The organism is uncultured Succinatimonas sp., from assembly GCF_905203285.1.
Classification (GTDB): domain Bacteria; phylum Pseudomonadota; class Gammaproteobacteria; order Enterobacterales; family Succinivibrionaceae; genus Succinatimonas.
Genome location: NZ_CAJKVK010000055.1, coordinates 1 through 14,077, shown reverse-complemented (window position 1 = coordinate 14,077; position 14,077 = coordinate 1). Strand labels below are relative to the sequence as shown.

General features: G+C 42.8%; 13 protein-coding genes. 7 read left to right on the top strand and 6 right to left on the bottom strand.

Going from position 1 to position 14,077, the window contains the following annotated elements:
- Positions 1-174: 174 nt before the first annotated feature.
- The 6 genes from QZ019_RS06675 to QZ019_RS06650 all read right to left on the bottom strand — a co-directional run bounded on the left by QZ019_RS06675 (position 175) and on the right by QZ019_RS06650 (position 6,145).
- Complete coding sequence (locus QZ019_RS06675) at positions 175-780, bottom strand: TRAP transporter small permease (RefSeq protein WP_295483470.1); 606 nt, start codon at positions 778-780, stop codon at positions 175-177.
- Positions 781-791: 11 nt separating this feature from the next.
- Complete coding sequence (locus QZ019_RS06670) at positions 792-2,090, bottom strand: TRAP transporter large permease (protein ID WP_294566629.1); 1,299 nt, start codon at positions 2,088-2,090, stop codon at positions 792-794.
- A gap of 63 nt (positions 2,091-2,153) precedes the next feature.
- Positions 2,154-3,149: a TRAP transporter substrate-binding protein gene (locus QZ019_RS06665; protein WP_294566627.1), complete on the bottom strand. Its 996-nt coding sequence runs from the start codon at positions 3,147-3,149 to the stop codon at positions 2,154-2,156.
- 38 nt (positions 3,150-3,187) lie between these two features.
- Entirely contained in the window at positions 3,188-3,961 is a 774-nt protein-coding gene (locus QZ019_RS06660) for an aldolase/citrate lyase family protein (protein ID WP_295483466.1), read from the bottom strand.
- Between the two features lie 27 nt (positions 3,962-3,988).
- The gene (locus QZ019_RS06655; protein ID WP_295483464.1) at positions 3,989-4,915 is read right to left on the bottom strand and encodes a dihydrodipicolinate synthase family protein; all 927 of its coding nucleotides are present in this window, start codon (positions 4,913-4,915) and stop codon (positions 3,989-3,991) included.
- A gap of 342 nt (positions 4,916-5,257) precedes the next feature.
- A complete protein-coding gene (locus QZ019_RS06650; protein ID WP_295483462.1) occupies positions 5,258-6,145 on the bottom strand; it encodes a helix-turn-helix domain-containing protein in 888 nt (295 codons plus the stop codon).
- Between the two features lie 420 nt (positions 6,146-6,565).
- Between QZ019_RS06650 and QZ019_RS06645 the strand changes: the two genes are divergently transcribed.
- The 7 genes from QZ019_RS06645 (at position 6,566) to QZ019_RS06615 (ending at position 13,575) form a co-directional block, all read left to right on the top strand.
- Positions 6,566-8,356, top strand: a complete 1,791-nt coding sequence (locus QZ019_RS06645) for an L-fucose isomerase (protein WP_295483460.1) — start codon at positions 6,566-6,568, stop codon at positions 8,354-8,356.
- A gap of 63 nt (positions 8,357-8,419) precedes the next feature.
- Positions 8,420-8,854 (top strand): RbsD/FucU domain-containing protein, encoded by a 435-nt coding sequence (locus tag QZ019_RS06640; protein ID WP_295483457.1) that lies wholly within the window; start codon positions 8,420-8,422, stop codon positions 8,852-8,854.
- A gap of 12 nt (positions 8,855-8,866) precedes the next feature.
- Positions 8,867-9,607 (top strand): IclR family transcriptional regulator, encoded by a 741-nt coding sequence (locus QZ019_RS06635; RefSeq protein WP_294566613.1) that lies wholly within the window; start codon positions 8,867-8,869, stop codon positions 9,605-9,607.
- Positions 9,607-10,599, top strand: a complete 993-nt coding sequence (locus QZ019_RS06630; RefSeq protein WP_295483454.1) for an exo-alpha-sialidase — start codon at positions 9,607-9,609, stop codon at positions 10,597-10,599. The genes QZ019_RS06635 and QZ019_RS06630 overlap by 1 nt, the downstream gene beginning before the upstream one ends.
- Positions 10,600-10,612: 13 nt before the next feature.
- Positions 10,613-11,578 (top strand): tripartite tricarboxylate transporter substrate binding protein, encoded by a 966-nt coding sequence (locus QZ019_RS06625; protein WP_295483453.1) that lies wholly within the window; start codon positions 10,613-10,615, stop codon positions 11,576-11,578.
- A 31-nt stretch (positions 11,579-11,609) separates the two neighbouring features.
- Complete coding sequence (locus QZ019_RS06620) at positions 11,610-12,080, top strand: tripartite tricarboxylate transporter TctB family protein (protein ID WP_295483450.1); 471 nt, start codon at positions 11,610-11,612, stop codon at positions 12,078-12,080.
- 4 nt (positions 12,081-12,084) lie between these two features.
- Complete coding sequence (locus QZ019_RS06615; RefSeq protein ID WP_295483447.1) at positions 12,085-13,575, top strand: tripartite tricarboxylate transporter permease; 1,491 nt, start codon at positions 12,085-12,087, stop codon at positions 13,573-13,575.
- Positions 13,576-14,077 lie beyond the last annotated feature (502 nt).

Here is a 14,077-nt window from a genome sequence, read left to right as displayed (position 1 = left end):
GATACGGTTTAAGAATCACCGATAAAGAAGTAGTCACGCTTGCCGTTGTCATCGTTAATGAAAACAAAGATGACACGCATACTCCTATGCGTGAAGTGGCGGCAATTGAGGAAGTATTTTGATGAAAAAAAAACCGGACAATTTTTGTCCGGCTTACTAGTTTTTTAAGAAAAACTATTGGTTTTCCTGTTGTTTTAAAGCTTCTTTTGCTTTTTCAATTGCAATTGCGTCTTCATCTTTAGCTTTTGCTTTGGCTTTCATTTCGTCAAGTTTGGCGGTGATTTTGCCGCCGGTGACAACGTCAGCAATTGCGTAATAAAAATCACGGATTGCATAGATAACCATAAAGAAAGTTGCAACAGGGATGCACAGATAGAACCATGACATCTTAACGACATGCGGTAAAGTGAAGGTTACTTTGATATTAGAACGTATGCATAACTTGATACCGAAATATAAAATAATAATATAGGTAACAAGCATGATTGCAGTGGCAATCAGCCTGCAGATACGTCCTGATAGGGTTCCGTGCAGTTTATCAGTAATAATATCAACCAGAAAGTGCTCTCCTGTTCGCACTAATTCAGCTGCGGCAAGAAAGATCATCCACACAAGGAAAAACTGGATGACTTCGTCAATCCATGTAGGGTTCCAGGTAATAAATGAAGCACGGGTTGAAATATTTAACAAAAACAGCACGAAGACTACCATAAGGCAGAATCCGGCAAGAGCACGAGTAATTTTCCCCGCGATATCCTCGAATTTAAAATAAGCGTTCACCTTAGTTCTCCTTACGCGTTATAACCTAGAGCACGAGGTAAGAAGGTGCTAAGCGGTTCAAAGAAGGCAACCATTAAGGTTACGACTACCATGATGATTACAAACGGAACAGCAGCTCGTCCGATTTTCATCATCTTTTCTCCGGTAATACTTGACATCACATATAGGTTAAGGCCTACAGGAGGTGTTAATACACCGCAGGCTAGGGCAATGCACATAACGATAGCAAGCTGTACCGTAGGATAATCATAGGCTTGAGCTAAAGGATAGAAAATAGGAACGGTAATAAGTAAAATCGCTGTTCCTTCCATGAAGCAACCCATAAGCAGAAGCAAAAGAATTATCATGATAAGGATCGGGGCGATTGAGGAGAAAGTTGATACCATCTGTTCAACTACCATGTGCGGGATTCGGGTTTTAAGTAAAACATGCTGGAAGAAAGCCGCGGTAGCAATTACGAACATGATTTGTCCGGTGGATTTTGCCGTTGCCCAGAAAATGCCCGGCAGATCGGAAATCTTTAATTGACGGTACTTGAACATTCCAAGAAGCATTGAGTAGAAAGCAGCTACAGCCGCAGCTTCGGTAGCGGTGAAAAATCCGATAAAAATACCGCCTAAAACGATAACCGGAATCAATAAAGCCCAAATGGCTTTAATACCGAGCTGTACGCGCTCTTTCATAGGTACGGCAGGAACTTTACCGAAATTAGAATGACGAGCTTCATAACTTGCGTAAAGTATAAAGAATAATCCGGTCAGAATACCCGGGATGGCACCGCCTAAAAAGAGAGCGTTTACCGAGGTTCCGGGAACTAAAGAAGCAAATAGAATCAAGGTAATGCTGGGCGGAATAATCGGACCTAAACCGCCGCCGGCGGCAATTGCCGCACATGAGAACGGCTGGTGGTATCCGGTATTACGCATCTCGGCAATAGCAATCATACCGACGCCGGCTGCTACAGCGGCGGCGGATCCTGACATTGCCGACATGATCATGCAGGATGCGATGGCAGCATTGGCTAAACCGCCCCAACGGTGACCTAAGCATGCACGGGCAAAAGCAAAAAGATCTTTTGACACGCCTCCGCGGTTCATGAAGTTACCCATTAACAGGAAAAAAGGAATTGCCATTAAAGTAATGCCTTTTACCTGATCGTACATACTGGACGGCAGTCGGATCATATTGTTAAAAGTGGCTTCTCCCATGCCGATATAAGTAGCAATGGAAATAAAAGCCATACTGCCTGCGGTGGTAACGCCGATAAATAAAGTAACAAGGACGCCCACGAACATGGCAAACATAATCATAAAAAAGTCCCTCTTTATTAAAGGAAAGTGCGACGAAATATCGCCGCACTTTTATTTAAAGAACTACTTTATAGCTTTAATGAGGTTGTCAAGTTCTTCTTGACCGCAAAGTTCTGCGATCTTTTTGTAGGCAGGACCCATCTTGGAGATAAAGCTTGATTTATCAACTTCGGTAACACTCATGCCGTATTCTTTAAGTTTGGCGATAATTTCAGCCTCTTCTCCGGGGATTTGTGTACGGGTTAAGTTTTGTGCGTCAATAGCGGCTTTCTTAACAACTTCTTGCAATTCAGGAGTCATTTCATCATAGATGTCTTTGTTGATGATTAATGCCTGCATATCAAAGAAGTGTCCGGTTAATGAAAGCTGATTCTGGCACTCGTAATATGAGTCGGCAAGAATTGTGGCGACAGGGTTTTCTTCAGCGTCGACAACACCTTGCTTTAATGACTGATAAAGTTCGGAGTAAGCGATAGTCTGTGTGTTGGCACCTAATGCGTCAAAAGTTGCAAGCAAGCCGGCAGAGCCCGGTACGCGGATTTTAACGCCTTTAAGATCTTCTGCTTTAGTTACTACAATATTCTGTGTGGTTACATGACGGAATCCGTAGTCAAACATGGAAAGAGGCAGAACATTCATGGTATCGGCCATATCGTCATACAGCCAAGGCATGATGTAATCATCAATTACTTTGTGGGCCTGATCGTAATCCTGGAAAAGGAAAGGAGCACTTAAAGCATTCATTTTAGGCATATAGGTGGCAAGATTTGACTGGGATGCGATAACCAAGTCAACATCGCCGCCGGTGACGCACTGATCGATAAGAGCAGGCTGATCACCAAGCTCGGAAGCAGGATAAACCTCTACTTTAACTTTACCGCCGGTTGCCTCTTCAACCTCTTTTTTAAACAGTAAAGCGGCTGCATTATGAGCATGACTTGCAGCAGCACTGTGTGCTAAAGAAAGTTCCATTTCAGGGAAGTCCGCAGCATTTGCAGAAGCGGAAAAAGCGACAAAAGAAGCAACAGCGGCAGCTAAAATTGCGGGTTTGAATTTCATAAAATGACTCCTTATTAAAAATGCATGGTCATTATGCATTATTTTTGTTTAAAAAACTTTGACATAACAGCAATTTGTTCTTGAGCTCGGGCAATAATAGCTGCAGTGTCCGTTCCTGCTGACAGGAATTGGAAGCCAAGGTCATACCAGAATTTTACGTCCTCTGGCGAGTAAGCCGCTGCAACACCGATAGGTTTACCTGCTGCTTTACATTTTTCAATTGCCGTTTGCATAAGAGCGACTACTTTAGGATGCTTGGTTTCATTAAGCAAACCGATTGATCCTGATAAATCGCACGGACCGACGATAAAACCGTCACAGCCTTCTACTTTTAACATATTGTCCAAATCATTAATAGCATCAATATGTTCAAGCTGAGCAAAGCGGCACATGGCATCTTTTGCTTCTTTTATGTAATCAAAAAGATCGATGCGTCCGTATCCGCAGGCTCGTTTAGGTCCGAATCCGCGTTTGCCGTACGGAGGGTATAAACAGGCGTCCATCGCCTTTTTAAGTTCTGTCGCTGAATTTACGTTAGGGAAAATGATTCCGTCAGGACCCATTTCCAAAACACGTTTGGCTAAAAAGGGCTCATTCTGCGGTACACGGACTATAGATGCGGCCCCGCCAGCTTTACAGGCGATTATTTGGTTTAATACCGTTTCGTAATCCATTGCCTGATGTTCGGTGTCTACCCATATAAAGTCAAAACCGCAAGCGGCAACCATCTCGGAAATGCAAGGTTCGGCGAGATCGACTTCAAATCCTATGAGCTTTTCACCCTTTAATAATCTTTCTTTAAATTGATTCATTTTTACATCCTTTGATATACGATTCCGTCAGATGCCTAAAGCTCTGGCATAGTCGTCTGTAAGATCTTTAAGCGCCTTAACCTCAGTCTTGAATGTTTCGGTTAAACCGGAATCGTCTTTTGTTCGGGTGACGGTAGTAATGGGAAGATTTTCAAAAGTTTTCAGGTAATATTTTGCATTTACCGGATAATATTGGCGCTCAATAAGCGAAGTTATAGTTAAAAGATCTTGCAGTTTTTCAGATTTTTCATCATTTACATGATCGCAAAGATAAGCATAAATCTTCATCTGGAAAGACGCCATTACACCGCAGAATCCGTGACAGCCCGATTTTAAGGAATCAAGCAAGGTCGTTGTGTTGGCATTATAAATCTTAAGATTACTGCCTTTAACGATTTGGGCACGCTTTTTCAAAAGATTAAGATCACAGCAAGTATCTTTTAGGAAATAAAAACGACCTGATTGAGCAATCCATTTAAGATTATCTTCATCAATAAGACGCTTATAAGGATAGGGGCATTCATAAAGGCCCAAAGGTAAATCCTGAGGCAGTGCGGCTACCACTGTTTCACAATTTTTACGCCAAATCTCATTGCTTTCGTTTTCTTTTGCAAAGCGGTTGGTGATGAAAATAAGCGCTGCAGGCTTTAAGGCGGCAATCGCTTTAAGTTCATCAATTTGATCTTCAATGGAATCGGAAATGTGTCCTGAAACTATTACAGGAACTTTTCCTGCAGCAACGTCAATAACGGTTTTAGCTATGTTGATGCGTTCTTCTTTTGTAAGGAAGAACATTTCGCTGGATTGGCAATCGGAAAAAAGACCGGAGCATCCGTTGTCAATATACCACTTAGTAAGTGCTTTAAGTCCTTCGTAGTCAACTTTGTTGTCTGCCGTAAAAGGGGTCAGCATGACCGGCCATGCGCCGCCCGGGAAACTGATGTTATTTGACATAATATCTCCGCAATCTGCCATGTTCTGTAATAAAGAACAGCATTAAGCCATAAAGAATTTATGATTAATTTAGTAGAAATGCATAAGCTCAGATATAAAAAAATGATTTTAAAATTGGATAAAATTCACTTTATAAAGATTAAATAATTAAGATGTGAGATAGCTCAATTTTTAGTTTCAAATAAAATATTTATGCAAATAAAGATAATATATTCTTATATAACAGCTTATTAAGCATGTAAATGTTTATTTGAAATCATTTGTACTTTATTAATGTCTATGTGCTTTTATCTTATATTTTTTGAAAAATTTTCTTTTAAGACGAAATACTTAGTCTTGCAGTTAATCTTTTTGTTCAAGGTTTAATTGTCTGAACTCCCGCGGAGAGAGATTTTTGTAGCGCTTAAACATTTTGGTAAAGTACGCCGGATCTTTAAAACCGCAAGTATAGGCGATCTGGTTGATGTTTTCGGTCGGACTTTGGAGTTTTACGGCAGCGCATTCAATACGGAAGGCATTTAAATAGTCCATCGGACGTTTGCCGGTAAGTTCTTTAAAGAATTTGCAAAAATATTTAGGGTTTAAGTTAACTGTTGCCGCCATATCTTCAAGGGCTATGTCTTTATCGTAATTGTCGAAAATATAACGAAACAGAACATTGGTCTTGTTTAAATATTTTAAGTAGCGTGAGGCTATTTCATCTTCTTTTGTCGTAAATTCCTTTAAGTGAAAAATATTGCCGAGGATTGTTAGAAGCAGTCCTTGAGCCAGCAATGAATTCTCGTCGTTTCGGGTTTTTACTATGTCAAAAAAAGAATCAATAAAGTATGACAAGCCGGTGTTTTTTTCTTTGTAAAAGATTTCTTTGGGTTGGATTTGATGAGTGATAAGGCGCTTTAAGTCAATTGTGTTTGGCTTTGTCGTATCAAAAATTTTGGACAGATTGAAAACTACGCATTCATAAACATCGTTGATTGAATCAGGGTGACCTCCGTGAACGACGCCGTCGGAAATGAACAGGTAGTCTCCTTCCTTTAGATAATAATGTCGTTCGTTAAGCGTAATGGATAAACCGCCTTTTAAGATGCGGATGAGTTCATGATCAATATGATAGTGAAACGGCATGATAAAGCGCGGGTGATGTTTATTGATGTAATGATAGTCAAAAGGAAAGGTTAATGATCCGCGTTCGAAATTTTCATCGTAAGCACCTGCAGGCAGTGACAGCATATCAAATCCTTAAAAGTGAATATTTAACAAAATCATGATAGTCATAAAATTTAAATTTTTATTTGATATAAGGCCAAGAATAAAAATTAAATGTCATTTTGCAACGTATTAACTTAAAAGTTACTTATCTTATTGAATTTTATTAATAAATTGATTTTCAGGTAAAAATTTACTGTTCTTTAATACAGAACAGTAATTTGTTTAATTATAAAAAGTTTTTGCTAAACAGAACGTTAGGTCTGTTGAAAAGAAAATTTATATGAAAAACTAGAAAACAAGAGTTGAGTCACGATTTTGGCTAAATTTTACAAAATGTGAATATTTTACAAGTTTTCGTGCTTTTTGGCCTAACACCTTACGGCATCTTGTTACAAAATTTAAATAAATTTTAAAAATCAGTATTAAGGAGTCGAACTTTATATGGCTACTAATCGTTATGTGGGTGAGTATCCCGTAATCGGTATCCGTCCCGTAATCGACGCTCGTCGCGGACCTTTGCAGGTAAGACAGTCTCTTGAAGAACAGACCATGGGTATGGCTCATGCTGCCGCTAAGCTTATTTCAGAAAATTTACGTTATTCAAACGGAGAGCCGGTAAAAGTAATAATTGCCGACACTACTATAGGCCGTGGCGCCGAGGCTGCAAAATGTGCTGACAAATTCAAGCACGCTGGCGTTGACATCACTCTAACCGTAACTCCGTGCTGGTGCTACGGTGCTGAGACCATGGATATGGATCCGATGACGATTAAAGGCGTTTGGGGATTTAACGGTACCGAGCGTCCGGGAGCCGTATATTTGGCATGTGTTTTAGCAGGTTTTGCACAAAAAGGTTTACCTGCCTTCGGTATTTACGGCCATGACGTTCAGGAAGCAGATGATTCTTCCATCCCTTGCGATGTGCAGGAAAAAATCCTGCGCTTTGCCCGTGCTGCGGTAGCAGCTGCTACTATGCGCGGCAAATCATATCTGCAAATCGGCGCTACCTGCATGGGTATTGCCGGTTCCATGGTAAATATCGACTTTTTTGAAGAATACCTCGGCATGCGCGTTGAGTCCGTTGACGAAGTTGAGCTTTTACGCCGCATGAATGAACATATTTACAATGAAGAAGAGTATCAGCGTGCATTAGCCTGGGCAAAGGAAAAGTGCAAGATTGGCTTTGACAAGAATCCTGAATTTGTCCGCAAGTCAGATAAAGAGATGGAAGAAGCCTTTGAATTCGTTGTCAAATCCATGGTTATTATCAAGGATTTGTATCAGGGTAATCAGAATTTGCCTGAAGGTCGTGAAGAAGAGGCTGTCGGATTTAATGCTATCGCAGGCGGCTTCCAAGGCCAAAGACAGTGGACCGATCATTTCCCTAATACCGATTTTGCTGAAGCTTTGCTCAACTCTTCATTTGATTGGGAAGGAGCTCGTGAGCCGTTTGTTACCGCTACAGAAAATGACAGCTTAAACGGCGCAACCATGCTTTTTAACAAGCTTTTAACCAATACTGCTCAGATTTTTGCCGATGTCCGTACTTATTGGAGCGCCGAAGCTGTAAAACGCGTTACAGGTTATGAACTTGAAGGCAAAGCTAAAGAAGCAGGCGGATTTATTCATCTTATCAATTCAGGAGCAGCCTGCCTGGATGCTTGCGGCAAAGCCTTAGATAAAGATGGTAATCCGTGCATCAAGCCTTTCTGGGAAATGAATGATAAGGATATCGACGAATGCCTTAAGGCTACGACCTGGTGTGCTGCTGATAACGGCTACTTCAGAGGCGGCGGTTTCTCTTCACGCTTTGTCACTGAGGCCGCAATGCCCGTTACTATGGCACGTCTTAATATCGTCAAAGGCGTAGGTCCTGTTATGCAGCTTGTTGAGGGCTGGACGGTAAGACTTCCTGATGAGGTAACTGATACATTGTGGAAACGTACCGATTATACCTGGCCGTGCACTTGGTTTACTCCGCGAGTGGGAGAAGGACCGTTTAAGAGCGCTTATGACGTCATGAATAATTGGGGTGCAAACCATGGAGCAATCAGCTACGGTCACATCGGAGCCGACTTAATTACTTTGTGCGCTATGTTGCGTATCCCGGTCTGCATGCACAATGTTCCTGAAGATAAGATTTTCCGTCCTGCTTGCTGGAATGCTTACGGCATGGATAAGGAAGGTCAGGATTATCGTGCCTGCAAAGCATACGGTCCTATGTATAAATAGTTTTTTCTTTCCGTTGTTCGATCCGGGGATTTCCCCGGATCTTTTGAAAACTTAGGAATTAACATGCTAAAAGGAATTTCTCCTCTTATAAGTCCTGAACTGCTTTTTGCCATGGCTAGAATGGGACATGGTGACAGGTTGGTTTTAGCCGACGCCAATTTTCCGGCCCACAGCGTGGGAAAAGAAGCTGTCGTCATAAGACAGGATGGTATTTTAATTCCTGAGCTTTTAACAGAAATTTTAAAGTTATTTCCGCTTGATCATTTAACGTCTCCTTGCCATGTCATGCAAGTCTCAAAAGGCGATTTGGAAAGGGGAGTTAAAGTACCTATATGGGATGAGTATAGAAGCATAATTCGTGCAAGCGGAGTCAAAACCGATCTTATTGAGTATGAACGACAGGATTTTTATGAAAAAAGTCGTACGGCTTTTGCGATAGTTCTTACCAGAGAGACTGCGGTATACGGAAATTTAATGCTGACAAAAGGTGTTATATAAGAGAGGCAGGCAATGTTGCAGAAATCTTTGGTCAAGGCTTTACAAATTATCGAATGTCTGTGCGCTGACAAAGAAGATTACGGAATATCAGAGATAAGCAAGCGTCTTAATCTTAATAAAAGCAATGTTTATGACATTATGGCGACCTTTGAGCATTTCGGGTACGTGAAAAAAAATTTGAAGAATCGTCGCTACAGTTTGTCTCTTCGTTTTTTGGAAATAGCACATAAAGTCGGGGCACAATTTACTTGTCAGGCAAAAGCCCGTGAGGTTATTAACAAGATTTCTTCTGCAATCGGAGAAGTGGTTTATTTCGGTATTCCCAACGGCGATAAAGTGATGTATTTAGAAGGTGCTTTTCCTCGCAACAGCATATCGGCAAAGCCGGTTATAGGTATGACAGCACCTTTGACTTGTACCGGGATCGGCAAAGCAATGCTCGCAAATTACAGTGATGCTGATGTGTCCAGGGTTTTAGCTAAACCTCTTGTTGCCTATACCGATAACACCATAACTGATCCGGTTTTATTAAAAGAGGAACTGCGGCGCATCAAGCAGCGCGGATTTAGTGTTGATAACATGGAACATGAGTTCGGCATTAAATGTGTGGCTGTACCGGTTTTTGATATTGAAAATCATCTTAAAGGAGCGCTTAGCATAACAGGTCCGTCTTTACGTTTTCCTGACGAGCTGGTTTTAAAGTATGCGCAGATTTTAAAAAATGCCGCCAATATAATCGGAGGAAGAGCCTAATGTTAAAGCGTGATTTTCATGTGATGGCATGTTCACAACGCAGTTTTAATATGTGCCATGCCTCCAATTTAATCAAATTAAGCGATAACACGGTTATTACTGTATTTTTTGCCGGATCTCACGAGGGAAAAAGCGATACTGCAATTTACATGTGCAGGGCAAAGGAGGGAGAATCATCCGTTCCGGTCAAAATAGCTTCTGCAAACGAAGCCCATTGGAATCCTGTGTTATTTGAGCTAAGTGAAGATGATTTGGTGCTTTTTTATAAAGTAGGGAATGTCATTGCAACTTGGAAAACCATGATCATGCATTCGTATGATAAAGGTTTGTCGTGGACAGCTCCTTATGAGATGGTAAAAGGAGATATAGGCGGCAGGGGTCCTGTACGCAATAAACCTATAAGAATCAGTTCCGGCGCGATTTTGTGCCCGGGATCTCTTGAAAATGGTCCGTGGCGTGCTTTTTTGGATATAAGTCATGACAATCTACGTACTTTTGAAAAGAGTGCGGAAATCAATTATCAGGAAGACGGTAATTTTTCACCGCTTAATAAAGATATAGAAGTAAGCGAGCAGTCTTTTTCAGGAAAGGGCGTGATTCAGCCTACTGTCTGGGAAGATGATAAAGGTGTTCACGTGCTGCTGCGCTCGACTTACGGCAAAGTTATAAGAGCAGACAGTACCGACGGCGGCAAGACTTTCTTAAAACCGTATCCTGTCAATATGGATAACAATAACAGCGGACTTGATGCCGTATATGTAAACGGCAAGCTTTATTTAGTCTGCAATCCCGTAGGCGGCAATTGGGCTGACCGTACGCCGCTGACGCTGTTTTCATCAGATGACGGCATTAATTTTAAAGAAGAAGCAGTATTAGCCGACGGCCCCGGTGAGTTCTCATATCCGTGCATCCGCGCTTACGGCAATGCTCTTTATATTTCTTATACCTATTCGCGCAAAAATATTGCGCTTGACAAGTTCACTATAGACTAAGGAGACATAACCCATGAAAAAACTTCAGCTTTTGTCCGCAGCCATAGCAATCGGCCTTAGCGTCTTTGCCGCAGGCGCTGCCAATGCAGCATATCCTGAAGATAAAGACATTACCGTGATTATCCCTAAGAATCCGGGTGGCGGTACTGATATCACCGCACGCGGTCTTATCACCATGATGCAGCAGGATTTGGGCAATGCCAATTTCGTACCGCAGAACAAACCTGACGGCAACGGCATCGTCGGAATGGTTGATGTCGCCAACGCCAAGCCTGACGGCTACACCTTGGGTATGGTCACCGTGGAGCTGGATATTTTCCCGCATCAGGGCAAGACTAAATTATCTTATAGCCAGTATGATTCCGTAATCGCCCCGATTGCAGCCCCTGCCGCCTTAATCGTTCCGAGCGATGCTCCTTACAATTCGCTTGAAGAATTCGTAGCTTACGTCAAAGACCATCCGGGTGAAATCATGATGGGTAACTCCGGCGTCGGAGCGATTTGGCATATTGCCACCTTAGCCTTTGAAAAAGAGTTCGGCGTTAAAGTCAAGCACATTCCTTATCCGAAGGGAACTGCTGATATCGCAGCCGCGATGGCCGGCAAGCATATCAGCGGCACATTGGCTGACCCGTCATCTTTCAAGAGCCAGATAGAAGCCGGCAACCTGAAGATTTTGGCCGTGATGGCCGATAAGCGTACCAAGATGTTCCCGGATGTTCCGACCTTTAAGGAATTAGGCCATGACATGACTATTCGTGCCTGGGCAACCTTGGTGGCTCCGAAGGGAACTCCGGAAGAAGCCTTGAAGATTTTACGTGATTCTGCAAAGCGCGTTTCATCAACTCCCGAATATGCCGAGTACTTCTTAAAGCAGGGAATCGACCCGACCTCCATTATCGGTGTTGACGCCGATAAGATGATGGAAGAAGACTATGCCATGTACGGCGAGTTCATGAAGCAAATCATGGCTAAGTAGTAAGAAAGGCGTCCGCGCGGGGTGTTTATATATGACAACACTTAAAGTTTGTAATTATATCGTTGCACTATTGACCTTAATCATTGGAGGCTCCATAGCGTGGACGTCATACGGCTACGGCATAGAAATGACCGTTTTCGGCCCGGGGCCGGGCTTTTGGCCGTTTATTCTGGCCGTGGGCCTGATTGCCGTAGCTTTTTTGATTGTTTTTGATACGGTAAAGCACCAAAACGATTACGGGAAAGAGCAAATCGTTTTGGCTGCAGCAGAGAATCTTAGCGTATACAAGATGATGGTCTTAACCGGCGGTTATCTTGTTCTTATTTATCTGACCGGCTTTTACGTTGCGACATTTCTGTTCATGTTTGCGGCGATGAATCTTTTAGGAGCAAAGCGCCTTGCCACGATGCTGACGGCGTCACTGGTGTTTTTAGCGGTTATTTACGTAGTGTTCGGCATGCTGCTGCATATCACCATGCCGGTATCAATCTTTATGGAGTAGGGATATGGATGCGGTATTAGAGGCGGTTGCCATACTGGCCACCTTTGAAAACGTCGGACTGCTCCTTGCCGGAACGGCGGTAGGCATATTTATCGGTGCGATGCCGGGACTTAGCGTCAACATGGGACTTGCTTTGTTGTTTCCGATAACTTTCAGCGTCGGCGGAATGAGCGGCATCGTGATGCTTTTGGGCATATACTGCGGAGCGATTTACGGCGGCTCCATCACGGCGATATTATTGCGCACGCCCGGTACACCGGCGTCCGCCGCAACCACGCTTGACGGATATCCGATGGCGATAACTAACGGTCAGCCCGGCCGCGCGCTGTCGATTTCCACTATGGCATCTACTTTCGGCGGAGTCTTTTCCACCGTCTGTCTTATTTTGTTTGCTCCGATGCTGGCAAAAGTGGCGCTGCAATTTAGCAAGCCCGAGTATTTTGCTTTGGCCATCTTCGGCATCAGCATGATAACTTCGGTGTCATCGGGCTCTATCTTAAAAGGACTTATAAGCTGTCTAATCGGATTGTTCATCGCCACCATCGGACTTGACGCGATGAGCGGACTTGAAAGATTTACTTTAGGAACGTTGTATCTGTCAGGCGGCGTATCTTTCATGCCGATCCTGATAGGACTTTTTGCGCTGACTCAGGTGTTTGTCAATGTTGAGGATGCCTATAAGAATAAGCAGACCAAACAGACAATCAAGATAGACAACGTATTGCCTACCTGGGCGGATTTCAAGCTGACATTGACCACTTTGCTGCGCTCTTCCTGCATCGGAACCTTTATCGGCTGTGTTCCCGGCACGGGCGGTGACATCTCATCATGGATTTCTTATGACCAGGCCAAGCGCTGGGCAAAAGATAAGTCTCAGTTCGGTAAAGGTGACCCTCGCGGTATCGCGGCTTCAGAATCAGGCAATAACTCGATTGTCGGCGGTGCGTTTATTCCGGTATTGACTTTAGGTATTCCCGGTGACGGCGCGACTGCGATTATTTTAGGTGCGCTGATGGTGCACGGCATGCAGCCCGGTCCTTTGCTCTTTGTTGACCATGCTCCTGACGTTTATGCCATTTTCATCGGCATGATGGCGGCCAATATCGTGATGGGCATGATGGGTTTTTCTTTAATTCGCCTGTTCGTCAAGGTCGTAAATATTCCGCGCGTAATATTGCTGCCGATTATTACTATCATGGCGGTTATCGGAACGTACTCATACAATAATTCCATGAATGACGTGCTCATAATGTTTGCCGCGGGCATTGTCGGATATTTCATGAATAAGATAGGCATGGGAGTTCCCGGTGTAATTATCGGTATAATTTTAGGCTCGCTTGCCGAGCAGAACTTCACGGGCTCATTGATGATGAGTGACGGCAGCTTGGCGATTTTCGCCACTAATCCGATATGCGCTGTCTTCCTCGTGCTTTCGGTGATTTCATTACTTTCTCCTTTATATAAAGGAATTCTTGGCAAGATGCTTAAAAATTAAAAAGAAGTAAAAGATTAAATTTCAGTTTTTAAAATCCTCGGTTTGTCATCTCCCGCTGAGGATTTTTTTTTATCAAAAAAAGTTCAGCAGCTAACACTCCGTTCTTCAGAACGGAGATATAAAGCATATGCTATACTGCTGTCAGATAAAGTCTCACAAATTCAGACAAAAACCAAGTCTGTATTTACAAAGACATTAAATCAACATAAACAAGGGTAGGACTTGCCCGGATGGCCTGTCAAGCGAATCTCATAAGAGATCGACAGCAGGAACCCACCGATGCTAATAACATTAGCACTATTGTTGTTTAGCAGTTGGAATTCCCAGTCTTTAGACCGAGGAGGAAGTCAAACTTGATAAATAAACAAGTTACTATTTTTTAAGTGGTATTATGATCGATTATTCCAAACTGCCATTAAGCATTACAGCATTTAGCGAATTTTGTGAAAGAAATAAAATCTATATTGATAAAACGGATTTAGTCGCTAAATTGGCTCAATTT